General features: G+C 74.1%; 21 protein-coding genes and 1 riboswitch. Of the genes, 14 read left to right on the top strand and 7 right to left on the bottom strand.

Going from position 1 to position 26,448, the window contains the following annotated elements; translation table 11 throughout:
- Positions 1-141 precede the first annotated feature (141 nt).
- The 4 genes from C3486_RS30795 to C3486_RS30780 form a co-directional block, all read right to left on the bottom strand.
- Positions 142-2,319, bottom strand: a complete 2,178-nt coding sequence (locus tag C3486_RS30795) for an ATP-binding cassette domain-containing protein (protein ID WP_374936943.1) — start codon at positions 2,317-2,319, stop codon at positions 142-144.
- Positions 2,320-2,641: 322 nt separating this feature from the next.
- Positions 2,642-5,278 carry a class III lanthionine synthetase LanKC gene (gene lanKC / locus C3486_RS30790; protein ID WP_103836119.1) on the bottom strand — a complete coding sequence of 879 codons (2,637 nt, stop codon included), beginning with the start codon at positions 5,276-5,278 and terminating at the stop codon, positions 2,642-2,644.
- A 143-nt stretch (positions 5,279-5,421) separates the two neighbouring features.
- The gene (locus tag C3486_RS30785; protein WP_103836118.1) at positions 5,422-5,655 is read right to left on the bottom strand and encodes a ferredoxin; all 234 of its coding nucleotides are present in this window, start codon (positions 5,653-5,655) and stop codon (positions 5,422-5,424) included.
- A 4-nt stretch (positions 5,656-5,659) separates the two neighbouring features.
- Positions 5,660-7,111, bottom strand: coding sequence for an aldehyde dehydrogenase (locus tag C3486_RS30780; RefSeq protein WP_103836117.1), 1,452 nt, complete (start codon positions 7,109-7,111; stop codon positions 5,660-5,662).
- Between the two features lie 133 nt (positions 7,112-7,244).
- Here C3486_RS30780 and C3486_RS30775 point away from each other — a divergent pair, with 133 nt between their 5' ends.
- The 7 genes from C3486_RS30775 (at position 7,245) to C3486_RS30745 (ending at position 15,365) form a co-directional block, all read left to right on the top strand.
- Entirely contained in the window at positions 7,245-8,282 is a 1,038-nt protein-coding gene (locus C3486_RS30775) for an MBL fold metallo-hydrolase (RefSeq protein WP_103836116.1), read from the top strand.
- A gap of 123 nt (positions 8,283-8,405) precedes the next feature.
- A riboswitch (cobalamin riboswitch) is annotated at positions 8,406-8,546 on the top strand.
- A 189-nt stretch (positions 8,547-8,735) separates the two neighbouring features.
- Positions 8,736-9,989 (top strand): prenyltransferase/squalene oxidase repeat-containing protein, encoded by a 1,254-nt coding sequence (locus C3486_RS30770; protein WP_103836115.1) that lies wholly within the window; start codon positions 8,736-8,738, stop codon positions 9,987-9,989.
- Entirely contained in the window at positions 9,986-10,690 is a 705-nt protein-coding gene (locus C3486_RS30765; protein ID WP_258053091.1) for an SCO2322 family protein, read from the top strand. The genes C3486_RS30770 and C3486_RS30765 overlap by 4 nt, the downstream gene beginning before the upstream one ends.
- Complete coding sequence (locus C3486_RS30760; RefSeq protein WP_374936942.1) at positions 10,663-11,901, top strand: energy-coupling factor transporter transmembrane component T; 1,239 nt, start codon at positions 10,663-10,665, stop codon at positions 11,899-11,901. Before C3486_RS30765 ends, C3486_RS30760 begins: the two co-directional genes overlap by 28 nt.
- Positions 11,898-13,541, top strand: a complete 1,644-nt coding sequence (locus C3486_RS30755) for an ABC transporter ATP-binding protein (RefSeq protein ID WP_103836114.1) — start codon at positions 11,898-11,900, stop codon at positions 13,539-13,541. The genes C3486_RS30760 and C3486_RS30755 overlap by 4 nt, the downstream gene beginning before the upstream one ends.
- The gene (locus tag C3486_RS30750) at positions 13,538-14,539 is read left to right on the top strand and encodes an ECF transporter S component (RefSeq protein WP_103836113.1); all 1,002 of its coding nucleotides are present in this window, start codon (positions 13,538-13,540) and stop codon (positions 14,537-14,539) included. The genes C3486_RS30755 and C3486_RS30750 overlap by 4 nt, the downstream gene beginning before the upstream one ends.
- Before the next feature lie 382 nt (positions 14,540-14,921).
- Positions 14,922-15,365 (top strand): transglycosylase SLT domain-containing protein, encoded by a 444-nt coding sequence (locus tag C3486_RS30745; protein ID WP_374936944.1) that lies wholly within the window; start codon positions 14,922-14,924, stop codon positions 15,363-15,365.
- Positions 15,366-15,446: 81 nt separating this feature from the next.
- Here C3486_RS30745 and C3486_RS30740 read toward each other — a convergent pair whose 3' ends face one another.
- Positions 15,447-16,052, bottom strand: a complete 606-nt coding sequence (locus tag C3486_RS30740) for a DinB family protein (RefSeq protein ID WP_103836111.1) — start codon at positions 16,050-16,052, stop codon at positions 15,447-15,449.
- 115 nt (positions 16,053-16,167) lie between these two features.
- Positions 16,168-17,337 carry a steroid 3-ketoacyl-CoA thiolase gene (locus C3486_RS30735; protein ID WP_103836110.1) on the bottom strand — a complete coding sequence of 390 codons (1,170 nt, stop codon included), beginning with the start codon at positions 17,335-17,337 and terminating at the stop codon, positions 16,168-16,170.
- A gap of 281 nt (positions 17,338-17,618) precedes the next feature.
- On the opposite strand from C3486_RS30735, the gene C3486_RS30730 reads away from it, so the two are divergent.
- From C3486_RS30730 to C3486_RS30700, 7 genes are all read left to right on the top strand, one after another.
- Positions 17,619-18,851: a cytochrome P450 gene (locus C3486_RS30730; protein WP_103836108.1), complete on the top strand. Its 1,233-nt coding sequence runs from the start codon at positions 17,619-17,621 to the stop codon at positions 18,849-18,851.
- A gap of 311 nt (positions 18,852-19,162) precedes the next feature.
- Positions 19,163-19,783, top strand: coding sequence for a DUF6230 family protein (locus tag C3486_RS30725; RefSeq protein WP_103836107.1), 621 nt, complete (start codon positions 19,163-19,165; stop codon positions 19,781-19,783).
- The gene (locus C3486_RS37555; RefSeq protein WP_219822266.1) at positions 19,774-20,217 is read left to right on the top strand and encodes a DUF6114 domain-containing protein; all 444 of its coding nucleotides are present in this window, start codon (positions 19,774-19,776) and stop codon (positions 20,215-20,217) included. The genes C3486_RS30725 and C3486_RS37555 overlap by 10 nt, the downstream gene beginning before the upstream one ends.
- 191 nt (positions 20,218-20,408) lie before the next feature.
- A complete protein-coding gene (locus C3486_RS30715; protein ID WP_258053089.1) occupies positions 20,409-21,092 on the top strand; it encodes a hypothetical protein in 684 nt (227 codons plus the stop codon).
- A 340-nt stretch (positions 21,093-21,432) separates the two neighbouring features.
- Positions 21,433-22,911: a glycine betaine/L-proline transporter ProP gene (proP, locus tag C3486_RS30710; RefSeq protein ID WP_374936941.1), complete on the top strand. Its 1,479-nt coding sequence runs from the start codon at positions 21,433-21,435 to the stop codon at positions 22,909-22,911.
- Between the two features lie 114 nt (positions 22,912-23,025).
- Positions 23,026-23,349 carry an antibiotic biosynthesis monooxygenase gene (locus tag C3486_RS30705; protein ID WP_103836105.1) on the top strand — a complete coding sequence of 108 codons (324 nt, stop codon included), beginning with the start codon at positions 23,026-23,028 and terminating at the stop codon, positions 23,347-23,349.
- 5 nt (positions 23,350-23,354) lie between these two features.
- The gene (locus C3486_RS30700; RefSeq protein ID WP_103836104.1) at positions 23,355-23,861 is read left to right on the top strand and encodes a GNAT family N-acetyltransferase; all 507 of its coding nucleotides are present in this window, start codon (positions 23,355-23,357) and stop codon (positions 23,859-23,861) included.
- A 22-nt stretch (positions 23,862-23,883) separates the two neighbouring features.
- On the opposite strand, the gene C3486_RS30695 is transcribed toward C3486_RS30700, so the two are convergent.
- A complete protein-coding gene (locus C3486_RS30695) occupies positions 23,884-25,944 on the bottom strand; it encodes an MFS transporter (RefSeq protein ID WP_103836103.1) in 2,061 nt (686 codons plus the stop codon).
- Positions 25,945-26,448 lie beyond the last annotated feature (504 nt).

Raw genomic sequence — 26,448 nt, 5'->3', positions numbered from 1 at the left:
CGCCCGGCACCGGCCGGGCCTGCGGCGCCGGAGCGCGCTCCGGCGCCGGGGTACGGGCGGGTCCGCGCCGGGGGCCGTGCGCCCAGCTCGGGATGCTCGCCGCCGCGGGCGCCGGCGGCGGCCACTGCGCCTCCACCGGCGTCAGCCCCTCCGGCCGGGCCGGCGCTGCCGGCCGCGCGCCGGCCGGCCCACCCGTGCGCCGGGCGCCGCGGCCCGGGAAGGTCTCGTCCCGCGACCAGGCCGCCGGCTCCCGCTCGGCGCCGGCCAGCCCCCCGTGGCCGACCGCCCGCCGCGGGCCCCCGGCCCCGGTCCGGCCGCCCCCGCTCCGCCCTGCTGGCGCTTCCGTACGGGCAGCCGGGCCGTCGTACGGTCCACCTCCTCCGGCGCCGCGGCCGGGACCTTCCACCCGCCGTTCCCCGCGGGCGGCACGGTCGTCCCCGTGGGCGGCACGGGCTTCCCGGCGGGCGGCACGGGCCCGCCCATGGGCAGCGCGCTCTCCTCCGCGGGCGGTGCGGCCTCCTCGGCGCCGAACAGCGCCCGGTAGCGCGGGTCCTCCCACAGCGTGGCGTGCGGCGCCAGCGCCCGGATGAAGCCGGCGTCGAGCCAGGCGACGAGGTCGGCGCGGGCTGCGGTGGCGGCCCGGTGCGCGATGATCAGGCGGGTGCCGGCGCGCACGTCCCGCAGCAGCGCGCGGCCGACCCGGAGTTCGGTGACCGTGTCGAGGCTGGACGTCGCGTCGTCGAGGATCAGCAGCCGCTCGGCGTGCGCGAACGCGCGGGCCAGACCGAGCCGCTGGGCCTCCCCGCCGGAGAGCGGCACGTCGGCGCACGGCGTGGCGTACCCCTCGGGCAGCCGCCGGATGAAGGAAGCGGCGCCCGCCGCGTGCGCCGCCGCCTCCACGTCGCCGGGCCCCGGCTCGTACACGCCGTACGCGACCGTGTCGTGGACCGTCTCGCCGAGCAGCGCGGGCCGTTCGAAGGCGTAGCCGATGGAGCGGCGCAGCGCGTAGTGGCTGAGGCGGCGCAACGGCTCGCCGTCCAGCAGGACTTCGCCGGCGTCCGGTTCGATCAGCCGGCCGGCGACGGCGGCGAGCACGGACTTGCCGGTGCCGGAGCGGCCGACGACGGCCATCGTGCAGCCGCCGGGCACCCTCAGGTCGAGGCCGTCCAGGACGGTGTGGCCGGCCTTTCGTACGGTGATGCCGCGCAGTTCGAGCGCCCCCGTGCACGGCCCGGCGCCCGCGTCCGCGCCGGCTGCCGTACCCGCTGACGTGCCCGCTGACGCACCGGCGCTCGCCGACGTGCCCGCGCCCGACGCCGCGCCCGCGCCCGCCGGTTCACCCGTTCCCGTCGTCTCCCGGTCGCCGTACTCGATGGCGGGGAGGTCCTGGAGCTCGGTGAGCCTGCGGGCCGCTGCGCGGCTGTGCACCAGGCCGTTGAGGTGGCCGACGAGCATGCCGACGCCGGCCGCGAGCACCGCGTACCGGGAGGCGGCGAGCAGGTCGCCGAGGGTGAGGGCGCCGTCCAGCAGCCGCAGCCCGGCGACCGCGAGCACGGCGATCTGCAGCAGCGGGACGAGCGCGGCGGCCTGCGCGGTGGACCGGCCCTGCACCCGCCACATGCGGTGGCCCTGGCGGGAGAGGGCGGGCAGCGGCGTGAGGACGCGGGCGGCCTCGCGCTCGTGGCTGCCGGCGGCCGCGATGGTGCGGGCGCCGTCGACCGCCTCCAGCAGCCGCCCCGCGATGTCGCCCTGGATGCGCTGGTACTGGGCCACGCAGTCCCCCGTGTCGCGGACGAACGCGCGCATCAGCCACGCCAGCAGCGGCAGTCCGACGACGAAGGCGGCGGCCGTCCACACGTCGAGCACGGCCAGCGCCACCAGCGCGCCGACCGGGGTGAGCGCCGTGGCGGCGGTGGCGGCCAGCGCGGTGGGCGCGGTGCCGGCCGTCGCGGCGTTGCCCACGATGCGCGACACCAGGTCACCGGTGTCGTGGCGTTCGGTCGCCGTGGGCCCGGCGGCCAGCACGCCGCCCAGCGCCCGGCGCCGCAGCCAGGCGGTGGCGCGCGCGTCCGTGGTCCCGGTGAGCAGCCCGTCGAGCGCGGAGAGCAGGACGAGCAGGACGGTGAGCCCGGCACAGGCGAGCAGCCAGGGCTGCGCGGGGCGGCCGTCGAGCAGCAGGTCGAGGGTGTGGCCGAGGACGGCCGGGAGGGTGAGCGAGATCGCGGCGCCGCCGGTGGTGAGCAGCAGGACTGCCGAGGCCCGGGGGGCGCTGTGGCGCAGGGCGCCGAGCAGCAGCCGGTCGGCGGGTTTGGCGGTCACGGTTCTTCCTCCCGGACGGGCTGGGGCGTGCATGAGCTGTACCTGTCAGAGCGATATGCGGACGGGGGGAGCGGGGAATGGTGTGCGTGCGGCCCATGAGGACCGCACGCACACCGGTCCGTACCGGAGGGGCCTCGCCGGAGCAGACCGGCGGACACGGGCGGAGTGCCGCGCCGTACCGGGCCGGACCTCACGGTCCGGTACGGGAACGGCCGCCTCCCGTGCCGCCGCCGGCCTGTCATCACCTCACGGTCTCGGCCGACAGGTTCCGGAACGGACGGTTCAGGGGCGGCGGGCCGGGGCGGCCCACCGCGGGGGTGGTTCACAGGTGCCGCAGCGCGTCCGGTTCGGGCAGCGGCGGCAGGAACGGCAGCTGTACGGGGGCCTCGTGCAGCGCCGAGCCAAGGGCGAGCAGGCAGCCGGCCGTGCCGGTGGACAGGTCCATCGACAGCCGCATCAACTGGTCGCCGGGGAAGGCCAGTTCACCGCGGTACGGCATGGTGTACCAGCTCAGGTCGGCGATCTGCGCGGCGAGCGCGGCCTCCACCTCCGGGTCGGGCGTGGTGGTGCGGGCCAGGTGCAGCACCATGCCCGCGCGCCCCCGGAAGAGCCCCGGCTGCGCGTAGAAGCGGGCCTGCGCCGCGGGCAGGATCGCCATCCGCGCCTCCTCGAACTCCGCGTCGGCGCGGTGCGCGAGGTAGTCGTCCAGGACCATGCCGATGCCCACCGAGCCGGCGCCGAGGTACGGCATGGTGCGCCAGCCCTCGTCGACCAGCAGCGTGCCGCGTTCGTTGCGTACGCACCGGGCGAGGTCGCTGCGCAGCGCCTGCGCCGCGAGGTCGAGCAGCCCGGGGTCGCCGGTGCCTTCGTACAGCCGCAGGAAGAGCAGTGCGGGGCCGCTCGCGCCGCGCAGCAGCCCGGCCCGGTTCGCGCAGCCCTCCAGCCGGTCGGCGGCGTGCCCGGCCGCCTCCAGCGCCCGGTCGCGCAGCTCGCGTGCACCGCGTTCGCGCGCCAGGTGGTCCAGGGTGAGGCCGATGCCGGCCAGCCCGCCGTACAGGTCGGGCGCGAGCCGGTACCACTTCTCGGCGAGCACCCGCTCGATCAGCTCGTCGGCCCGCTCGTGGTGGCCCAGCCGGTCCAGTACGTAGGCGACACCGGCGAGTCCGTCGTAGCACCCGAGGGGGGTGCCGAGGGGAGGCGGAGCGGTCTGCCGCAATAACCACTCCTCACCCTCCTCGAACCCCTCGGCACCCGTCTCGGAGAGCGCGTACAGGACACCGGCCGCCCCGTGGGCGATGCCGAGTCCGCCGCCGTCGGCGAACTGGGCGATGTCGCCGGGGAACAGGCGGTCCGTGCGCTCGGGAGTGGCCGAGGCGAGGATGCCCCGGACCATGGATTCGCGGCTGCGCGGCCAGTCGGCCGGGTCGCAGACGTACGGTTCGCGGGTGTCGACCGCGACGAGGTGGCGGGCCTGCGCGGGGCGCCGGATGCGGGTCCTGACGGGCCGCGGCGCGCAGATCGTGCGCACGGCCTCCTCCAGGAAGCCGGGCGGCACGCCGGGGAATTCGCGGGCGATCGTCCCGGCCAGGTCCGCCGCCTTGTCGCGCTCGATCGCCAGCAGTTCGGTCATCGGCAGGAAGAGCGCGAGCCGCAGACAGGCCAGCGCGTACCGGTCGGCGTCCTGCCCCGTACGGTCGCGCGGGGCTGCGAACGCGGGGTGCGCGAGGGGCTGCCGGACCTCGTCGCCGGTGTCGGTGGCCGACTCGAAGTCCAGCAGGGTGACGCCCATTTCGTCGGGCGCGACCATGACGTTGGCCATGTGCAGGTCGTTGAGGACCAGGCCGCGCCGGTGCACCGCGCTGACCGCCAGCGTGACGGCGGCGTGCATGCCCACCGCCCACTCGGTGTAGGAGGTCAGCGCCTCCGGGTCCGGGTCGGCGGTCAGCAGCGGGTGGCGCTCGGTGACGCAGGCGTCCAGCGTCTTGCCCGGTATGTGCTCCACGGCCAGGAAGCGGTGCTCGCCGGCGGTGAACCAGCCGCGCGCCTCGGGGGCCACGCCGAGCCCCGACAGCCGCTGCAGCGCGGTGTGTTCGCGCTCCAGCCGGGTGACCGCGTCGGCCCCGTCGGCCGCGAGCCCCGCGTGCGGCCGTGCCTCCTTCAGGACGACCCGTTCCCCGGTGCCGCGGTCCCGGCCGAGGTAGACGCCGCCCCCGTTGGAGAGGCGCAGCGCCGATTCCACGGCGTACGGCAGGTCGGCGAAGGTCACGGCGTTCTGTGTCTTCATGTGCGGGGCCAGGAAGTCGGGGAGGGTCACCCACTCCGGGGGCCGGAAGGCGGGTTCGCGGCGGTCCGGGACCAGCCGGCCCTCGGCGTTCTCGATGGCGGGCACCAGGGCGCCGGCGCCGTCGACGCAGTAGCGCCGGGCGAACCCGCCGTACCGCACGTGCAGCGGGCCGTCGTGCCACCGCAGGTCGCCGAGGAGGTGGGGGCCCGGTTCGCCGTCCAGCAGTGAGCCCAGCTCCTCCAGAATGCGGTGGCATTCCGCTTCGTCCAGCGGGTAGAGGGTGGCGAATTTGCCGCCGGCCACCCGGTCCGCGTATTTGGAATTCCGCAGCCGCAGCGGGCGCGGACCCGGCACGAATTTGAACGGCACGGAATGGGAGACGCAGTAGTCCCAGACCTTGGAGGCAACCTTCTCCGCATTGTCCGGGCAGGCCGACACATGTACCTTCCACCCCTGGGCCGGCCTGCCCGGACGCGGGTTCCCCTCGCTGTCCACGGGATTCACGTGGAGCCAGTCCCCGGAGAGGAAACAGCGCCACCCTTCGGGGACCGCGCGCTGCGCCGCTTCGAAAACCGCGCTGTCGTCAGCTGCGGCACCTTCCCCGACGGACAAACGGTCCGGGGTTTCATAGAAATGCCTGTCTGCCAGGCAGTAGACCTCGTACCGCTTGTCCATCGTCTCCCCCCTCGGCGGCGTGGGAAAGAGATTTCCACGCGACGGGCGGGGCGGACAGTCACAGACGTCATGAGGTCACCGTGAGGAACGCACAGGTAACTCTTAGTACGGACCAGGTTATCGCTCAGATGTTCGGCCGGGCATCATTCCTCCGGCGGGAAGACTGATTCCCCGGAGTCGGCCTCCGTAATCAGGATCGCCTCGACCGGACAGCTCTCGGCGGCCGCCAGCACCGCCTCCCCCGCGTCCACCTGGTCCGTCACCGGATGGGACTGCCGCGCCGAGTCCAGCCGGAACCGCTCGGGCGCCGCGCCCGCGCACAGCCCCGAGCCGATGCAGACCCCGCGGTCCACCTCCACCTGCCAGCGGTCGCCCATGCGCTCACGCCCCCGCCGGGAGGTGGACCATCTTGTGCTCCAGGTATTCGCCGTACCCCTCCGGCCCGAACTCCCGCCCGATGCCGCTGTTCTTGTAGCCGCCGAAGGGCCCGAGCATGTCCAGGCTGAAGGTGTTCACGGAGTACGTGCCGGTGCGCACGCGGCGCGCCACCTCGATGCCGCGCTCGACGTCCGCCGTCCACACCGAGCCCGACAGCCCGTAGTCGGAGTCGTTCGCCATGCGGACCGCCTCCGCCTCGTCCTCGTACGGCAGCAGGCAGATCACCGGGCCGAAGATCTCCTCGCGGGCGATGCGCATGCCGGGCGTGACGTCGCCGAAGAGGGTCGGCTCGACGTACCAGCCGGTGTCCCGGTCCGCCGGACGGCCGCCGCCGGCCAGCACCTTGGCGCCCTCCTGCTGCCCGGACGCGATGTACTCCAGCGAGCGGCGCCGCTGCCGCTCGGCGACCAGCGGCCCGACCTCGGTCGCCGCGTCCAGCGGATCGCCGACCGTCAGCGCGGACGCCGCGGCCGCGAACCGCTCGGCGATCTCGTCGTAGTGCGAGCGCGGCGCGAGGATGCGGGTCTGCGCCACGCACGCCTGCCCGTTGATCATCCACGCGAAGGGGGTGATCCCGGCGACCGCCGCGTCCAGGTCGGCGTCCGGCAGGATCACCGCGGCCGACTTGCCGCCCAGCTCCAGCGTGACGCGGCTCAGGTTGCGCGCGGCCACCTCCATCACACGCTTGCCGGCCGCGACCGACCCGGTGAAGGACACCTTGTCCACGCCGGGGTGCCCGACCAGGTACTCACTGACCTCGCGGTCGGCCGGGAGGATGGACAGCACCCCGTCCGGCAGCCCGGCCTCGCTCGCGATCTCCGCCAGGAGGTACGCGTCCAGCGGCGTCTCGGGCGACACCTTCAGCACCGCCGAGCACCCGGCCAGCAGCGCGGGGGCGAGCTTGGCGGCGGCGGTGAACTGCGGGACGTTCCACGGCACCACGGCCGCGACCACCCCGACCGGCTCGCGGCGCACCAGCAGCGGCCCGAGCACGCCCTGCCGCCGCTCTTCGTAGGGGAAGTCGCGGGCGACCGTGATGGCCGCGTCCCAGGCCATCATCGCGGCCAGCGACTGCACCATGACGCTCGAGGTGTACGGAGTGCCGTTCTGCGCGCTGATCAGCCGCGCGAACTCCTCGCTGCGCGCGGCGAACGCGTCCTTGATCCGCGTGACGACCGCGATCCGCTCGTCGAGCGGCGCCCCGGCCCAGACCCCCGAGTCGAAGGAGGCGCGGGCCGCCGTCACGGCCCGGTCCACGTCCTCCCGCGCGGCGTGCGGCACCCGCCCGATCACCTGCTCGGTGTGCGGCGAGACGACCTCGATGGTGTCCCGGCCGGCCGGATCGACCAGCTCACCGCCTATGTAGAGCTGTCCGTGCTCGATCAGATCGGCCATCGACTCCGCCTCCTGCGGTCGCGTTACCCGATGTACTTGCCCGGCGCCTTAACTGACGATGCATCAGAACTGATACCAGTTCTAGTTATGCTGGACAATGCACGTGACACCGTGCGGGACGGGAGGGGCGGGCATGCCAGAGGTGATCGACCACCGGGGCGGGGTTTGGAGCATCGCCGTCCCCATCCCGGACAACCCGCTCGGACACACGCTCGTCCACCTCCTCGAGACGGACCGCGGCCCGGTGCTCATCGACACCGGCTGGGACGACCCGGAGTCCTGGGACACCCTCGTCGCCGGGCTGGCCGCCTGCGGCACCGCCGTCGGCGAGCTGCACGGCGTCCTCGTCACCCACCACCACCCCGACCACCACGGGCTCTCCGCACGCGTCAGGGCGGAGTCCGGCGCATGGATCGCGATGCACGCCGCCGACACCGAGGTCGTCCGGCGGACCCGCGAGGCCGAGCCGGGCCACTGGCTGACGTACCTCATCGGGAAGCTGACCGCGGCGGGCGCGCCCGAGGAACACCTCGCGCCGCTCCGCCAAGCACGCGCCGAGGGGCGCGCCCGGGAGCTTCCCGAGAACCGCCCCGCGCTCCCGGACCGCGAGATCGTTCCCGGCGAACTGCTGGACCTGGCGGGGCGGCGGCTGCGGGCCGTCTGGACGCCGGGCCACACCCCGGGCCATGTCTGCCTGCACCTGGAGGAGGCGCATCCGGCGGCGCGTCCGGGGAACGGGCGCCTCTTCTCCGGCGACCACCTGCTGCCGGGCATCAGCCCGCACGTCGGCCTGTACGAGGACCCCGACGACGCCACCGTCACCGATCCCCTCGGCGACTACCTGGACTCCCTGGAGCGGATCGGGCGGCTCGGCGTCGCCGAGGTGCTGCCCGCGCACCAGCACGCCTTCACCGGCGCGGCCGAGCGGGTCGCCGAACTGCTCGCGCACCACGAGGAACGGCTCGGCGGCCTGCGCGCGCTGCTCAGCACGCCGCGCACCCCCTGGCAGCTCGCCGAGGCCATGGAGTGGAACCGCCCCTGGGAGCGGATTCCGTACGGCTCGCGCACCATCGCCCTCTCGGAGGCCGAGGCCCATCTGCGGCGGCTGGTGAAGCGGGGGCTGGCCGAACCGGTGCCGGGCTCGGACCCGGTGGCGTACGTGGCGGTGTGAGGGGACGGCGGCCGGCCGGGCGGTGCGCGGCGCCGGCCGGACGCGGTGGCGTACGGGCCGCCGTACGCGTCCCGGTCGTCGTACGCATCCCGTACGCGCCGGGGGCCGTCGGCTACCGGCCGGTTAAAGTATTGCGGACAAGTTCATTCGTGCCCGACCGGGGGAAGCCGGTGGAAAACCGGCGCTGACCCGCAGCCGTGAGCCCTGGCGCGCACCCGCGCGCCGGAGTGAGCCGGAACACCCGGCGGGGCACACCCAAGGCTCCCGCGTACCGTACGGCCACCCCGACCGGCCGCCCGGTACGCGGCACCGTCGAGGTATACGGAGCTGAGCCCGGTGCCACCGCGCCCCGCGACCCGCGGACGTGGTGCGGCGGAGTGCGGCTGCGTGACCCCACGGCTGCGTGAGCCCCACCTCGCGCACCCCGCGAACCGACCGAGAGGCACCGACCCCATGGCCATCACGGCCCGCTCCCTCGCCACCCCGGCGCGCCGCTGCGCCGCGGCCCTGGCCGCCGTCGTGCTGTGCGCGGCCGCTGCCCCCGCCGCGTTCGCCGACGCCCCCTCGCCCGGCGCTTCCCCGAAGCTCCCGAAGGGCCTGTACGGGAGCACGGACCCCAAGTACGACGGCGTCTGGCGGCAGTCGCTGGCGCTGCTGGCCCAGGACACCGCGGGCGTGCGCCCGGCGGACGAAGCGGTGGACTGGCTCGCGGGGCAGCAGTGCGCCGACGGCGCGTTCACCGCGTACCGCGCCGACACCCGGCAGGAGTGCGACGGCAAGACCCTGCGGGACACCAACCAGACCGGCGCCGCCGTACAGGCGCTGGCCGCGGTCGGCGGCCACTCCGACGCGGTGCGCAAGGGCGTCTCGTGGCTGAAGTCCGCGCAGAACGACGACGGCGGCTGGGGCTCGGCGGCCGGCACCCCGAGCGACGCCAACTCCACCTCGGTGGTCATCGGCGCGCTGACCGCCACCGGCACGAAGGCGTCGGCGCTGCCCGAGAAGAAGGGCAAGTCGCCGTACGACGCGCTGCTCGGCCTCCGGCTCGGCTGCGACGTGAAGAAGGCCGACCGCGGCGCGTTCGCCTTCCAGGCCAAGGACGGCAAGCTCACGGCCAACGAGGACGCCACGGCGGCCGCGGTGACGGGCGCCATGGGCAAGGGCTTCGTCGTCGCGCCGGGCGGCAGCGCCGCGGCGAAGGCCGGCTGCGAGGAAGCGGCCGGGGACCCGCGGGCCGCCGCGCGCAGCGGCGCCGACCACCTGGCCGCCGTCATGGCCGGACACGGCCACCACCTGATGTCCGCCATGCCCGGCGCCGAGGACCAGCCGGACGTCGGCAACACCGCCGACGCCGTGGTCGCGCTCGCGGCCGCGGGCCGCCCCGACGACGCCGAGAAGCCGCTGAAGTGGCTGCGCGGCCACTCCGCCGCCTGGGCGAAGCAGAGCGGCCCGGCCGCCTACGCGCAGCTCATCCTCGCCGCGCACGCCACCGGCGCCGACCCGCGCGACTTCGGCGGCACGGACCTCGTGGCCGAGCTGAACGCGACCGGGCCGAAGCCCGCTTCCCAGCAGGACACGCAGGGTCAGGCAGCCGAGAAGAAGGACGACGACGGCGTCTCCGTGTGGTGGGTCGTGCTCATCGGCCTGGCCGTGGGCGCGGGCGTCGGCTTCCTGCTGAGCGGCCGGAAGAAGCGGACCCGGCTGTGAGCGACGCCGCCGTCCGCTGCGCGCGCGGCGTCGCGGCGCTGGTCCTGGCCGGCACGGCCACCGGCCTGGCCGCCGCGCCCGCGCACGCCGAGGAGTACCGCTACTGGTCCTTCTGGACCGCGGAAGCGGGCGCGCACGCCCGGAGCGACTGGTCGTACGCCACCGAGGGCCCCTCGACCGCCCGCCCCGAGGACGGCGGCACGGTCGGCTTCCGGTTCGCGGTCAGCGCCGACTCCGCACGCGCCGCGTCGCCGCGCACCGCCGCCGACTTCGACACCGTTTGCGGCGGCACGAAGGCGGCCGACGGCCGCAAGCGGGTCGCCGTGGTCATCGACTTCGGCACCGCGGCGGACGCCCCCGAGGGCGAGACGCCGCCGGCCGCCCGTGAGAAGTGCGCGCGGGTCCCGGAGGACGCGAGCGCCGGCGAGGCCCTCGCCGCGGTCGCCGCACCGCTGCGGTACGACTCCAGCGCACTGCTGTGCGCGATCTCCGGCTACCCGGCGAAGGGCTGCGCCGAGCAGGCCGGCGGGGCGGACCGGGAAACCGCGGGCCCGGCCTCGCCCGGCGGCGCCTCCGACTCCGGCGCGTCCGACCAGCACACCGGATCCGGCGGGCCCTCCGCCGGCCTGATCGGCGGCATCGCCGCGGTCGCCGTCCTCGGCGCCGCCGCGGTATGGCAGGCCCGCCGCCGGCGCGGATGAGGGCGCCCGGCCGGCTGCGTGCCCCGCTCGCCGCGCGGGGGCGCGCGCTGCACGCCGGCGCCTGGTGGCTGTGGGCGCTGGGCCTGGCGACGGCCGCCTCCCGCACCACCAACCCGCTGCTCCTCGGGCTGCTCATCGGCGTCGCCGGGTACGTGGTCGCGGCCCGCCGCACCGACGCGCCCTGGGCCCGTTCCTACGGCGCCTTCGTCAAGCTCGGCCTGGTGGTGCTCGCCATCCGGCTGGTCTTCGCCTTCCTGCTCGGCTCGCCCGTGCCCGGTACGCACACCCTGGTCACGCTCCCCGAAGTGCCGCTGCCCGACTGGGCGCGCGGGGTGCGCATCGGCGGCCGGGTCACCGCCGAGGGCATGGTCTTCGCGCTGTACGACGGGCTGAAGCTGGCCACGCTGCTGATCTGCGTGGGCGCCGCCAACGCGCTCGCCAGCCCGGCCCGGCTCCTGAAGTCGCTGCCCGGCGCGCTCTACGAGGCGGGCGTCGCCGTCGTCGTGGCCATGACCTTCGCCCCGAACCTGGTCGCCGACGTGCAGCGGCTCCGCGCCGCCCGCCGGCTCCGCGGCCGCCCCGACCGCGGCCTCAAGGCACTGCTCCAGGTGGGGCTGCCGGTACTGGAAGGCGCACTGGAGCGTTCGGTGGCGCTCGCCGCGGCGATGGACGCCCGCGGCTACGGCCGTACCGCGCAGGTGCCGCGCGCCGTCCGGCACACCACCACCGTCCTCACCCTCGGCGGCCTCCTCGGCGTCTGCGCCGGCACGTACGGGCTGCTCGCGGCCCAGGGCGCCGGGTACGGGCTGCCGGTGCTGGCCGCCGGGCTCGCCGCTGCGCTCGCCGGGCTGTGGCTCGGCGGCCGGCGCTCCGTCCGCAGCCGCTACCGGCCCGACCGCTGGGGCCCGCGCGCCTGGCTCGTCGCGGGCTCCGGCATCGCCGTGGCCGCGCTGATGATCTGGGCGGGCGACTACGCACCCGCCGCCCTGCACCCGCCGGCCGTGCCGCTGACGGCGCCGGACCTCCCGCTCTGGCCGGCCCTGTCGGTCCTGCTCGGGCTGGTCCCCGCGGTCGTCGCACCGGTACCGGCGAGCGCCCCCGCCCCGCCCGCCCGGCGGCGTACGGAGGGCCCGGAACGGCGCACGCGGTACGCCGGGGAGAACGCGCCGCACACGAAGGACGCGCAGCACACGAAGGAGACCACGACGTGATCCGGTTCGAGCAGGTGTCGGTCACCTACGGGGACGCCGCCGCGCCCGCCGTCCAGGGGATCGACCTGACCGTCCCCGAGGGCGAACTCTGCCTGCTGGTCGGCCCGTCCGGCGTCGGCAAGTCGACCGTGCTGAACGCCGTCTCCGGTCTGGTGCCGCACTTCACCGGCGGCACCCTGCGCGGCCGGGTCACCGTCGACGGCCGCGACACCCGCACCCACCGGCCGCGCGAACTGGCCGACGTGGTCGGCACGGTGGGCCAGGACCCGCTGTCCCACTTCGTCACCGACACCGTCGAGGACGAGCTGGCGTACGGCATGGAGTCGCTCGGCCTCGCGCCCGACGTGATGCGCCGCCGCGTCGAGGAGACCCTCGACCTGCTCGGCCTCGCCGGCCTCCGGGACCGCGCGATCACCACCCTCTCCGGCGGCCAGCAGCAGCGCGTCGCCATCGGCTCCGTGCTCACCACCCACCCCAAGGTGCTGGTGCTGGACGAGCCGACCTCGGCCCTGGACCCGGCCGCCGCCGAAGAGGTGCTGGCCGTACTCCAACGGCTGGTCCACGACCTCGGCACGACCGTGCTGCTCGCCGAACACCGCCTGGAACGCGTCGTCCAGTACGCCGACCAGGTCATCCTGCTGCCCGCGCCCGGCGCGGCGCCGGTCGTCGGCGAGCCCGCCGAGATCATGGCCGTCTCCCCCGTCCACCCGCCGGTCGTCGCCCTCGGCCGGGCCGCCGGCTGGTCGCCGCTGCCGCTGACCGTGCGCGACGCCCGCCGCAAGGCCGGCGCGCTGCGCGAACGGCTCGCCGGGCGCACCCCGGCGTCCCCGGGCGCCGCGGCCGGCGCACCGCCCGTGCCGTCAGCGGCCTCACCGGTCGCCGAGGCCGCCGGGCTGTCCGTACGCCGCGGCCGCATCGACGCGCTGCACCGCGTCGACCTGGCCGTGCGCCCCGGCGAGACCGTCGCCCTGATGGGCCGCAACGGCGCGGGCAAGTCCACGCTGCTGAACACGCTGGTCGGCATGCACGAGCCGGCCGCCGGCTCGGTACGGGTGGGCGGCGCCGTGCCGCACCGCACCGGCCCGCGCGACCTGCTGCGCCGGGTCGGCCTGGTGCCGCAGGAGCCGCGCGACCTGCTGTACGCGGACACCGTCGCCGCCGAGTGCGCTGCGGCGGACGCCGACGCGGGCGCGGCCCCCGGCAGCTGCCGCGACCTGGTCACCCGGCTGCTTCCCGACGTGCCCGACGCCACCCACCCGCGCGACCTCTCCGAAGGGCAGCGGCTGGCCCTGGCCCTCGCGGTGATCCTCACGGCCCGGCCGCCGCTGCTCCTGCTGGACGAGCCGACCCGCGGCCTGGACTACGCGGCCAAGGCCCGGCTGGTGACCGTGCTGCGCGACCTCGCCGCCGAGGGCCACGCCATCGTCCTGGCCACGCACGACGTGGAACTGGCCGCCGAGCTGGCCCACCGCGTCGTCATCCTGGCCGACGGCGAGGTCGTCGCGGACGGCCCGACCGCCGAGGTCGTGGTCGCCTCCCCGTCCTTCGCGCCGCAGGTCTCCAAGGTGCTCGCGCCACTGCCCTGGCTCACCGTCCCGCAGGTCACCCACGCCCTGGCCGAACTGGAGCACACGGCATGAGCGCGGACCGGAGTACGGGCGGGCGTGCCGGTACGGAGCGGGGTGCCGGCACGGAAGGGCGCACGGGCACGGAACGGCGTACGGCGACGGTGCGGGCTTCCGGTGCGGTCCGTACGGCGCAGCGGCAGGTGCGGGCGGTCCGGCTCGGGCCGCGGTCGGTGGCGGCCCTCGTGCTGGTCTCGGCCGTCGGCGTGATGGCCTTCGGCTGGCCGCTGCTGGCGGACTCCGCTTCCGGCCTCGCGCACTCCAAGGACGCGCCCTGGCTGTTCGCCGCGCTGCTGCCGCTGCTGCTCGCGGTGGTGGTGGCGACCATCGCGGACGTCGGCCTGGACGCCAAGGCCATCGCCATGCTCGGCGTGCTCGCCGCTGCGGGCGCGGCACTGCGCCCGCTGGGCGCGGGCACGGCCGGCATCGAGCCGATGTTCTTCCTGATGGTGCTGTCCGGGCGGGTGCTCGGGCCCGGCTTCGGCTTCGTCCTCGGCGCGGTGTCGATGTTCGCTTCCGCGCTGCTCACCGGCGGGGTCGGGCCCTGGATGCCGTTCCAGATGCTGTCGATGGGCTGGGTGTCGATGGGCGCGGGCCTGCTCCCGGGGCCCGACGGGCTGCGGGGCCGGCGCGAGGTGCTGCTGCTGGCCGCGTACGGCACGGTCGCCTCCCTGCTCTACGGCCTGATCATGAACCTCCAGGGCTGGCCGTACATCGCGGGCCTCGCCTCCGGCGTCTCCTTCGTCCCCGGCGATCCGCTCCCGGAGAACCTCGCCCGCTTCGTCGCGTACTGCCTGGCCACCTCCCTCGGCTGGGACGTACCCCGCGCCCTGCTCACCATCGTCCTCACCCTCGCCCTCGGCCCCACCGTCCTGAAGGCCCTCCGCCGCGCCACCCGCCGCGCGGCCTTCGACGCAACGGCCACCTTCGAGGGCCCGGAGAACGACGGCGCGGCGCGCGACGGTGCAGCGCGCGACGGTGCGGCGCGCGACGGTGCGGTGAAGGGCGGCTAGCGGCCGGGGCTGCCCGGCCGCACCGGCTCTGCCCCGGGCTCCCTCCTCCCCGGGGGCCCCTCCCCCCTCCCCCACCCCACCCCTCCGCCGCCGTTTTCTGTGAAGCCCCGCACAGGGACCTTGGTCACATACGAGGCCCGATAGCAGGCCCCGGCGCGGGCCTGCGCCCCGTACGCGGCCCGTTCCGGGCCCGGGCGGGGCCGCCGTGCCGGGCCCGGCCGCGCTGCCCCGTCGCGCGGCCCGGTACGAAGCCGCTACGTACCGGCGGTGCTTGCGAGCACCCCGAACCGCCTCCCACGGTGAAGTGGTCGCCGGGCCGGAAAACCTCACCGCAGCCCGGCGACACCGTGTCCCACCCCCGTCGGAAGGTCCCCCCTCCGTGCTGTCCACCGTGTCCTCGGCCGCCGGCCGTACCGCCTCCCGTCTCGTCACCCGTCAGCGTGCCGCGGGCGTTGCCGCCGCCGGTGCCGTCGCGTTCGGCGCCGCCACCGCCGCCGTCGCCGCCACCCCCGCGCACGCCGCCGAGCGGGCCGGTGCGACCGAAGCCCAGGCCGCGGCGCACCAGCAGATCCCGGACCAGCGCCAGTACCAGTGCTTCAGCAACATCGTGGAGCGCGAGAGCGGCTGGAACCCGCAGGCCACCAACGCCTCGTCCGGCGCCTACGGTCTCGTCCAGGCGCTGCCCGGCTCGAAGATGGCCTCGGCCGGCGCGGACTGGAAGACCAATCCGGCCACCCAGGTCAAGTGGGGCCTGAACTACATGAACGAGCGCTACGGCAGCCCCTGCGGCGCCTGGTCGTTCTGGCAGTCCCACAACTGGTACTGAGCAGCGGGCGGTTCCCTCCCCGGTCCGCCTCCTCTCCCCCTTCTCTCCCCCTTGTCTCCTCCGACGGCGCGTGCCGGGTGCTCACACCCCGGTCGCGCCGTCGAGGCGTTCCCGGAGGAGGTCGGCGTGGCCGTTGTGCCGGGCGTACTCCGCTATGACGTGGACCAGGATGCGGCGCAGGGCGACCGGCTGCCCGGACGCCGCGTGCGTGCCGGTGGCGTCCAGCGTGGGCGCGGCGGCGACGAGCTTGCGGGAGTGCGCGCACTCGGCCCGCCAGAAGGCCAGCTCCTCCTCCACGTCGCCGTCGAGGATCTCGAAGTCCTGGTCGGGGTGGTCGTCGGAGTAGTACGGGAAGTCGTCCCGCTCGCCCGCGAACTGCACCCGGAACCACCAGTGCTCGACCCCTGCGAGGTGGCGGACCAGGCCGTGCAGGCTGAGTCCCGAGGGCGGGACGCTCTTCTCGGAGAGGCGGTCCGGCGCCACTCCGGCGCACTTGAGCTCGAAGGTCCTGCGGTGCCAGTCGAGGAACGAGGTGAGGATCTCGCGCTCGTCGCCGACCAGCGGCGGGGCGGGGCGCTCGGCCGGCCCCGCCCAGACCGGCGGCAGGTTTTCCGGAGGGATGACGGGCGGTACCGCTGAGGCCGCCGTGCCCGTCCGCTCGGTGGGTCCCGTCGATTCTGTCGTCATGGCAGGAGTGTGACATGGGCCACTGACAACGGCCGCTGACCTCCGCGGGACCTCCGGACCGGCACGGTCACGGCAGTGGACGCGACGGCCCGGCGTCACCGCCGCCGGCCGTTCGTCACAGGCGCTGGATGATCGTCCCCGTCGCCAGCGCGCCGCCCGCGCACATCGTGATCAGGGCGAATTCCTTGTCCTGGCGTTCCAGTTCGTGCAGTGCCGTGGTGATGAGGCGGGCCCCGGTGGCGCCGACCGGGTGGCCGAGGGCGATGGCGCCGCCGTTCACGTTGACCTTGTCCAGGTCCTGTTCGAAGACCTGGGCCCAGGAGAGGACGACGGACGCGAACGCCTCGTTGATCTCGACGAGGTCGATGTCCTTGAGGGACATGCCGGCCTTGCCCAGCACCGCGCGGGTGGCGTCCACCGGGCCGTCCAGGTGGAAGTGCGGGTCGGCGCCGACCAGGGCCTGGGCGACGATGCGGGCCCGGGGCTTGAGCCGGAGCGCGCGGGCCATCCGCTTGGACGCCCACATCACCGCGGCGGCGCCGTCGGAGATCTGCGAGGAGTTGCCCGCGGTGTGGACGGCCGTGGGCATGACCGGCTTGAGCCCGGCGAGCGCGTCCGGGCTCGTGTCGCGCAGCCCCTCGTCGTGGTCGACCAGCCGCCACATGCCCTGCCCCGCGGCCTGTTCCTCCTCGGTGGTGGGCACCTGGACCGCGTAGGTCTCGCGTTTGAAGCGTTCCTCGGACCAGGCGCGGGCCGCGCGTTGCTGGGAGAGCAGGCCCAGCGCGTCGACGTCCTCGCGGGTGAGGCCGCGCCTGCGGGCGATGCGTTCGGCCGCCTCGAACTGGTTGGGCAGGTCGACGTTCCACTCGTCGGGGAAGGGCTTGCCGGGGCCGTGCTTGGAGCCGCTGCCGAGGGGGACGCGGGACATCGCCTCGACGCCGCAGCCGATGCCCACGTCGATGACGCCGGCCGCGATCATGTTGGCGACCATGTGGTTGGCCTGCTGGGAGGAGCCGCACTGGCAGTCGACGGTGGTGGCGGCGGTCTCGTACGGGAGGCCGACCGCGAGCCAGGCGTTGCGCACCGGGTTCATGGACTGCTCGCCGGCGTGGGTGACCGTGCCGCCGGCGATCTGCTCGACGCAGTCCGGCTGGATGCCGGTTCTCTCCAGGAGTTCGCGGTACGTCTCGCCCAGCAGGTAGGCGGGGTGGAGGTTGGCGAGCGCGCCCCCGCGCTTGCCGATGGGGGTGCGGACGGCTTCGACGATGACGGGTTCAGCGGCCATGACTCGTCCTCTCCTGGCTGTCCGGGCGGCCCGGCGCCCGGACAGAACTAGTACGCGTTCTAGTTCTGGCGCCCAGTCTCACGAGCCTCACGCGCCCGCGCAAGAGTGCGACGTCGGCCGTATTCGCAAGTATTTCCCGCGTGAGGCTTGCCACTTGTAGAACGCGTTACTACCTTCGCGGCACCTCCTGATGGCCCGTCAGGCCCGTGCCGGGCACGTCAGGAGGCGCGAGCCGGAGCACCCCCGGCCGGAGAACCGGAGAACCGGACCTGGAGACGCCGATGCCTTGTCCCGCGCTGCCCGACGGGTTCGACTTCACCGATCCCGACGTCTACCAAGACCGTGTGCCCCTGCCCGAATTCGCCCGGCTGCGGGAGACCGCGCCCGTGTGGTGGAACGCCCAGCCGCACAACGTCGCGGGCTTCGAGGACGACGGCTACTGGGTGGTGACCCGGCACGCGGACGTCAAGGAGGTCTCCACCCGGCCCGACGTCTTCTCGGCGCACCGCAACACCTCGATCATCCGCTTCAACGAGTCGATGACCCGCGACCAGATCGACGTCCAGAAGCTGATCATGCTGAACATGGACCCGCCCGAGCACACCCGGGTCCGGCAGATCGTCCAGCGCGGCTTCACGCCCCGCTCCATCCGGGCACTGGAGGACGCGCTGCGCGAGCGCGCCGGCCGGATCGTCGCCGAGGCGAAGAAGAACGGCCGCGGCGACTTCGTCACCGACATCGCCTGCGAGCTGCCGCTCCAGGCCATCGCCGAGCTGATCGGCATCCCCCAGGACGACCGGTCCCGCATCTTCGACTGGTCGAACAAGATGATCGCGTACGACGATCCCGAGCTGGCGATCACCGAAGAGGTCGGCACCAACGCCGCCATGGAGCTGATCTCGTACGCGATGAACCTCGCGGCGGCGCGCAAGGAGTGCCCCGCGCAGGACATCGTCAGCCGGCTGGTGGCGGCGGAGGACGAGGGCAACCTCGGCAGCGACGAGTTCGGCTTCTTCGTACTGCTGCTGGCCGTGGCCGGCAACGAGACCACCCGCAACGCCATCACCCACGGCATGCACGCCTTCCTCACCCACCCCGAGCAGTGGGAGCTGTACAAGAGGGAGCGTCCGGCCACCGCCGCCGAGGAGATCGTGCGCTGGGCGACCCCGGTGGTCTCCTTCCAGCGCACCGCCACGCAGGACACCGAGCTGGGCGGCGCGCACATCAGGGAGGGGCAGCGGGTCGGCATCTTCTACGCCTCGGCCAACAACGACCCCGAGGTGTTCGAGCGGCCCGAGGAGTTCGACATCACCCGCGACCCCAATCCGCACCTGGGCTTCGGGGGCGGCGGGCCGCACTTCTGCCTGGGCAAGTCGCTGGCCGTGCTGGAGATCGACCTGATCTTCCACGCCATCGCCGACGCGGTACCGGACATCGCGCTGGCCGGCACGCCCCGGCGGCTGCGCTCGGCGTGGCTCAACGGCGTGAAGGAGCTGCGCGTCACTTACGGGTAACTCCCTTGCAGCGCAAGGGCGGTGGCGGCCGGTGCCCGGCGGCCACCGCCCTTCCCTTTGGCGGAACCCTTTGGCGGAAAACCACCCGGCACGGAACCTTGCCAACGCCCACTGGCGCGCTTACATTTCACTCAACTCGCCGGTAACACCGGCGGTAACACCCGGCTCGCGGCCCGACCCGCCGCGTCCGCCCCCACGCGCCTCGTTCTCCCCCCACGCCTCGATCACCCCTGCGCCGGCCGTTCCCGCGCCGGCGCGGCTCCGTATCGGTCACTCAGGTCTCGATCCACGCATCGAAGGGGACAGCAGCCATGAAAGACGCACACGGCAGACCGGTCACGGGACGCGTCAGCGCACGGAAGTTCGCCGTGCTCGCCGTCCCGGCCTTCGCGGGCACGGCCGCCCTGGCCATCGCCCTCGCCAACGGCGCGCTGGCGGCCTCGTTCGCCGTCTCGGGCCAGCAGTTCAAGGTCTCGGCGAGCAGCCTCAAGGGGGACGGCTTCGCGCAGTACGGCGGGGTGGACGCCAACGCACGCGGCGAGCTGCTGCCGGTCGCGGTGACCGCCATCAAGAAGGCGGAGCTGAACGACCTCTGCCAGTCGGTGGTCACCAAGCTGCCCGTACTGGGCAACATCTCGCTCAATCTCACGGCGGGCAAGGGCGGCAAGCCCGTCGAGGCCAGCAACCTCTACGTCGACGCCACCCAGCTCTCCGGCAACGCGGCCTTCAACAACATCGAGATCGGCCGCGACGCCTCCACGCTGGACAAGGGGCCGGCCGAGGCGCAGGGCATGCAGGACGCCTTCGCGCAGCAGGCCGACGACGTCAGCATCACCGACCTGAAGCAGACCGCCTGGGCGACCAACGCCGGCACCTTCAAGCTCTCCGGGCTGAGCATGAAGATCAGCAAGGGCAAGAAGGAATGCTTCTGACCCGGCGTACGGCGGGCCGCCGGGCGGAGCGGTCCGGCGCCACCGGGAAGCCGCGCTCCGCCTGGTGGCGCTGGCGCCGGGGACGTCCCTTCTGGGGCGGGCTGGCCACGGTCCTCGCCGGCCTGGAGATCTGCGTGATCCCGCTGGCCCCGCTGAAGATCATGCTCCAGCAGGGCATCGCCGGCATCCCGTCCGTACTGCTGGGCCTGGTGATGATCGTGCTGGGCCTGACCGCCTGGTGTGCGCCGCACTACCGCGGGCTGGCGGGCGTACTCACCGTCCTGCTGGCGGCCGCCGCGCTGGTCATGTCCAACCTCGGCGGCTTCCTCGTCGGCACCGTGCTCGGCATCCTCGGCGGCGCGGCGATGTTCGCCTGGCGCCCCGTCCCGACCCCGGAAGCGGCCGACAGCGAGGCCCCGGAACCGGCCGCCTAGCACCCACCGCGTGCCCGGCCGCGCCCAGGAGCCGCCGCGCACCCGGCCGCTCCCCAAGAACGGCGTCCTCGGCCGCCTCGGCCGTGGCCGAGGACGCCCGCACCACCAGCACCGACGCACCACCAGCACTCCGTACCGGTACCGCACGTGCGCACGACCACCCGCAACGGCAACCGAAGAAGGAGACCCCCGTGAGAGACCACCTCAGACCCGGCCGCGCCACCGCCCGCACCCTGCTCGCCGCCGGCACCGGCCTCGCGGCCACGGGCGCGCTGTGCCTGGCCGTCACCGGCTCCGCCACCGCGGCGGCGCCCGCTGCCGCCGGCTCCACCACCGTCACCCCCGCCGGCCACGCCTTCGCCGCGAAGCTCACCGGCAAGGCCACCTTCAAGGCCGGCTCGGTGACCGTGACCTGCACGGTGTCCAACTCCACCGGCCAGGTCCCGGCCGCGCCCGGCAACCACAACGACGCCGGCCCGGTGTCCAGCACGATCAGCGCTCCGACGTACAGCTCCTGCACGACGAGCATGGCGGGCGTCAGCGCCACCGTCACCACCAGTGGCTCGTGGGGCGTCGCCATGCAGAACGGCTCGCCCAGCACCGCCGTGATGAGCATTCCGCAGGGCGGTGTCGTCGTGAAGACCAGCGGCCTCGCCACCTGCACGGTCACGGCCGCACCCGGCGGCCCGGCCACCGTGAACGGCAGCTGGACCAACGGCGCGCCCTCCACCCTGACGTTCTCGGGCGCCTCGGTCCCGGTGACCGTCACCGGCGGCTTCGGCTGCCCGACGAGCGCGACGACCTCGACGTTCGGCGCCACGTACGCGGTGTCGGACACGACGGACCCGGCGTCGCAGATCACCGTCACCGGCTGAGCAGTCGTCCACCCGCCGGTCACCGGTGGTGACCGGCGGCCGTCCGAGTGGCGCGGTCCGGCCGCCGGACGGATGCTGGACGGGCGACGATCCCATGGCGCGGCGTTCCCCGAAACGCCGCGCCATCACGTGGGGCAGGTCACATTCAGGGCCTCAGTTGCAGGTGATCGCAGCGATAAGGATCACAGGAATACTTTCCCGATGTCCGTTTTGCTCGCGGCGTTGCCCCTGCAACGAGCGGGTTTCACCCCATTCCCGGATGCGACTGACCACTCTCCGTGACGTTTCGTTCTGCACCTAAGGTCGACATTCGCCCGTCGGTGGCCCGGCGGGCTGTGCCATGCAGTCGTCCCAGGAAGCGCAGGCGAGCGAACACGTGCCGACGCACACTCCCGTCGCCCCCGGTCCCCATGCCCGTACGAAAACCAAGGCTCCGGCCGGCGAGCAGCGGCACGGCGCCACTGTCGTCGACCCCGCCATGGCGAAGCGGGCGGTCTCGGCTGCTGCTCTCGGCAACGCGATGGAGTGGTTCGACTTCGGCGTCTACAGCTACATCGCGGTCACCCTGGGGCAGGTCTTCTTCCCGTCGGGCAACCCGACCGCGCAGTTGCTGTCGACGTTCGGCGCGTTCGCCGCTGCGTTCCTCGTGCGCCCCATCGGCGGCATGGTCTTCGGTCCGCTGGGTGACCGTATCGGACGCCAGAAGGTCCTCGCCATCACCATGATCATGATGGCGATCGGCACCTTCGCCATCGGCCTGATCCCCTCGTACGCGGCCATCGGCGTCTGGGCCCCGGTCCTGCTGCTGATCGCCCGCCTGGTGCAGGGCTTCTCCACCGGCGGTGAGTACGGCGGCGCCTCGACCTTCATCGCCGAGTACTCGCCCGACAAGAAGCGCGGCTTCCTCGGCAGCTGGCTGGAGTTCGGCACGCTCGCCGGTTACATCGGCGGTGCCGGCCTGGTCACCCTGATGACCGCGCTGCTCAGCCACGACGACCTGCTCTCCTGGGGCTGGCGCATCCCGTTCCTGATCGCGGGCCCGATGGGCATCATCGGCCTCTACCTGCGGATGCGGCTGGAGGAGACCCCGGCCTTCGCCGCGATGGAGAAGGAGGCGGCGGAGCAGGAGAAGGAGCGCCGCGCCGCCGAGAAGAAGACCGGCATCCGCGAGATGGTCTTCGGTCAGTGGCGCGCGATGCTGCTCTGCGTCGGCCTGGTCCTGGTCTTCAACGTCACCGACTACATGCTGCTGTCGTACATGCCGAGCTACCTGACCTCGGAGCTGAAGTACGACGAGACGCACGGTCTGCTGGTCGTGCTGGCCGTGATGGCCCTGATGATGTGCGTCCAGCCGTTCGCGGGCCGGCTCTCCGACCGCTTCGGCCGCCGCCCGGTCATCGCCGCGGGCTGCGCCGGCTTCCTGGTGCTGTCCGTGCCGGCGCTGCTGCTGATCCGCCAGGGCTCGCTGGCCGCCATCGGCCTGGGCATGGCCGCGCTCGGCCTGCTGCTGGTCTGCTTCACCTCGACGATGCCGTCCACGCTGCCCGCGCTGTTCCCGACGAAGGTGCGCTACGGCTCGCTGTCCATCGGCTTCAACGTCTCCGTCTCGCTCTTCGGCGGTACCACCCCGCTGGTCGTGACGGCCCTGATCGGCGCCACCGGCGACAAAATGATGCCCGCTTACTACATGATGGCCGCCGGCGTCATCGGCGGTATCGCGGTGTGGAAGATGAGCGAGAGCGCCGGTCGTCCGCTGCCGGGCTCCCGGCCCGCGGTGGCCAGCGAGGCCGAGGCCCGCGAGCTGAGCAAGGCGGCCTGACGCCGCCGCACTCCGTACCGGCCGAACGAGGAGGCCCCCTGCCGCCGGCAGGGGGCCTCCTCGCGTGTCCGGGGTGCCCGGGGGCGGCTCCGCCCGATGCGGCAGGATGGCGGCATGAGCATCGTGAAGATCAATGTGCTGACCGTCCCCGAGGAGCAGCGGGAGGTGCTGGAGAAGCGCTTCGCCTCGCGCGCCGGCGCCGTGGAGTCCTCCGACGGCTTCGAGTGGTTCGAGCTGCTGCGCCCGGTCGCGGGCACCGACCAGTACCTCGTCTACACCCGCTGGCGCGACGAGGAGTCCTTCCAGGCGTGGATGGAGGGCCCGATGAAGGCAGCCCACCAGGGCGGCGAGGGTGCCGAGCGTCCGAAGCCGGCCGCCTCCGGCTCCACCGTCTGGTCCTTCGACGTCGTCCAGCAGGCCGCCCCGAAGCAGGGCTGACCCGCATGACGGGGGAATGCGTGACGGGCCGCCCGACCTGGACGGTCCGCGCGGAACCGGTCACCTCGCCGGAGGCCGCCGCCGTCCTGCGGGCGTACCTCGACGAGGTGGCGTCCCGCTGGTACGGCCGCCCGGCCACCGAGGCGGAGCTCGACCGGGCCGTCGCCGACGACCCGGTCGACGGCCTGGCGCCGCCCGCCGGGGTGTTCCTGCTGGGCCGGTACGGTGCCGAGCCCGGTGGCTGCGCGGGCGTACGGCTGCTGTCCGCCGACACCGCCGAGCTCAAGCGGATGTACGTCCGTCCCGGGCTGCGCGGCAGTGGCGGCAGCGCGGGCCTGCTGGCCGCCGCCGAGGCCGCGGCGCGCGGCATGGGTGCCCGGCGCATCCGGCTGGACACCCGGCTCGACCTGGTGGAGGCGGTCGCCTTCTACCGGCGGTCGGGATTCGTGGAGATACCGGCGTACAACGAGGGCCCGTACGCACAGATCTGGTTCGAGAAGCGGCTGGACTGACCTGAGGGCGCGGGCCGCGCCCTCACACCGGCCGGGGGCCCGCCGGGCGGTGCGGGGCGGGCCGGGCGTCGCCGTTGTGCGGCCGTTCGGCGTCCGAGCCGCCCATCTCGGCGGTCAGCTGCCGCACCAGCTCGGTCAGGTCGGTGGGGCGGTCCTTGGTCCACCAGTCGCCGAGCAGCTCGGCCAGCGCCTCCTGGCGCGCCGCGGAGAGCCGCTGCGCCGTCCGCTCCCCGGCCTCGGTGAGCACCATCGGCATGCCCTCCCGCTCGGCGAGCCCCCGCTCCTCCAGCTGCCGGGTGGCCTCGGAGATCACCCCGAGCGGTACGGCGCTGCGCTCGGCGAGCAGCGCGGGCTCCACGGAGCCGTAACGGAGCATCCGCAGCACCATCCAGCTCGCCGCCGGCTTCAGGTCGAGCCCGGCCCGCGCGGTGATCGTCTCGTAGAGCCGCTTGCGGCCCTCCAGGCAGCCCAGCTTGGACAGCGCGCGGGCGCACTCGTCGTACGAGGACCGCTCCACCGGGTTGGAGGAGAGCACCTCCGTGGTGTCCGGGGCGGTGACCGAGCCCCGCAGCGGCTCCTCCTTGAGCAGCCAGGCCAGTGCGAAGGCGAGCAGGACGACGGGCACCGCGTACAGGAAGACGTCGGTGATCGAGGTCGCGTACGCGTCGAGCACGCCGGAGGCCGGGCCGGGCGGCAGCTGGGAGACGGCGCGCGGGTCCTGGGCCAGCTTGCCGGGGTCGACGCCCGGCGGCAGCGGGCGGCCGGCGAGCGCGTCGGCGATCCGGGGGCCCAGCATGTTGGCGAAGACCGTGCCGAAGATCGAGACGCCGAAGGACGCGCCGATCGAGCGGAAGAAGGTCGCCCCTGAGGTGGCCACGCCCAGGTCGGCGTAGGGCACGGCGTTCTGCACGATGAGCACCAGTACCTGCATGACCAGGCCGAGGCCGAGGCCGAAGACGAAGAAGTAGCCGCTCATCTCGGCGACGCTGCTGGACCGGTCGAGCTGGTGCAGGAGGAGCAGGCCCACGGCGGTGACCGCGGTGCCGGCGATGGGGAAGATCTTGTACCGGCCGGTGCGGCTGACCAGCTGGCCGGAGACCGTGGAGGAGAGCAGCATGCCGATGACCATCGGCAGCATGTGCACCCCGGACATGGTGGGCGAGACCCGGTGCACGACCTGCAGGAACGTCGGCAGGTACGTCATCGCGCCGAACATCGCGAAGCCGATGACGAAGCCGATGGCCGAGGTGAGCGCGAAGGTCCGCAGCCGGAAGAGGCGCAGCGGCAGCACGGGCTCGGCGGCCCGCCGCTCGGCCAGCACGAAGGCGCCGAGCAGCAGGACGCCCAGCACGCCGAGGCCGATGATCTGCCAGGAGCCCCAGGGGTAGGAGACCCCGCCGAGCGAGGTCATCAGCACGAAGCAGGCGGCGACCGCGGCGATCAGCGCGGTGCCGGGGTAGTCGATGCGGTGCGGGGTGCGCCTCGACGGGATGTGCAGCACGGCGGCGATGACGATGAGGGCGACCGCGCCGATGGGCAGGTTGATGTAGAAGACCCAGCGCCAGCTGAGGTGGTCGACGAACAGCCCGCCGAGGAGCGGCCCGAGGACGCTCGTCGCGCCGAAGACCGCGCCGAAGAGGCCCTGGTACCGGCCGCGGTCGCGGGGCGGCACGATGTCGCCGACGATCGCCATGGACAGCACCATCAGCCCGCCGCCGCCCAGGCCCTGCACGGCGCGGAAGGCGATCAGCTCCGGCATGTTCTGCGCGATGCCGCAGAGCACGGAGCCGATGAGGAAGATGCCGATGGCGGCCTGGAAGAGTTTCTTGCGGCCGTACTGGTCGCCGAGCTTGCCCCACAGCGGGGTGGCCGCGGTGGACGCCAGCAGATAGGCGGTGACCACCCAGGAGAGGTGGTCCAGGCCGCCCAGCTCGCTGACGATCGTGGGCAGCGCGGTCGAGACGATGGTCTGGTCGAGCGCCGCGATCAGCATGCCGAGCAGCAGCGCGCCGATCGCGACCAGTACGGTCCGCTGCGGCGGGGCCTCGGCGGGGACGGCGGGAGCGCGGGTGTCCTGCGCCATGGACGTCTCCTTCACGTCGGAACCGCGGCGGGGAACGGGTCGGGGACCCGGAGCGCGGCCGGGGAGCGGAGCCGCACTCCCCGTTCCGATCATTTTGCCCCGCTATGCCCGGACGGGCGACGCGTTGTACCCCACTTCTTCACGTTCCGGTGCCCTGTGCAGGAGGCGACGAGGTCTGCATAATCGCAGCCGACGACGAGGGAGGGGACCGTACGTGGAGGCCAGGAACTGCCCGACCTGCTTAGCCCCCGCTCGGACCGGCGGCCGGCCCGGCTGCCGGTGCGAGCAGGCGGCAGCGCCGGATTTCGACCCGCTGCACATCCGGCCGTACGTCACGCTGCCGGACGCGCCGGATCCGGACGATCCGCCGGACCCGCCCCGCGGGCCACGCCCCTTCACGGTCCGCGCCTACGCCCCGCCGGCGTTCCCCCCGCCTTCGTACGTACGGGTGCCCCGCCCGCCGTACGTCCCGCCGGACGCCGCCGCTCCGCCGCCCGCGCCGGC

Source organism: Streptomyces sp. Ru73 (genome assembly GCF_002920575.1).
Taxonomy (GTDB): domain Bacteria; phylum Actinomycetota; class Actinomycetes; order Streptomycetales; family Streptomycetaceae; genus Streptomyces.
The sequence above is the reverse complement of the archived record's forward strand: the minus strand, read 5'-3'. Positions and strand labels throughout refer to the sequence as shown.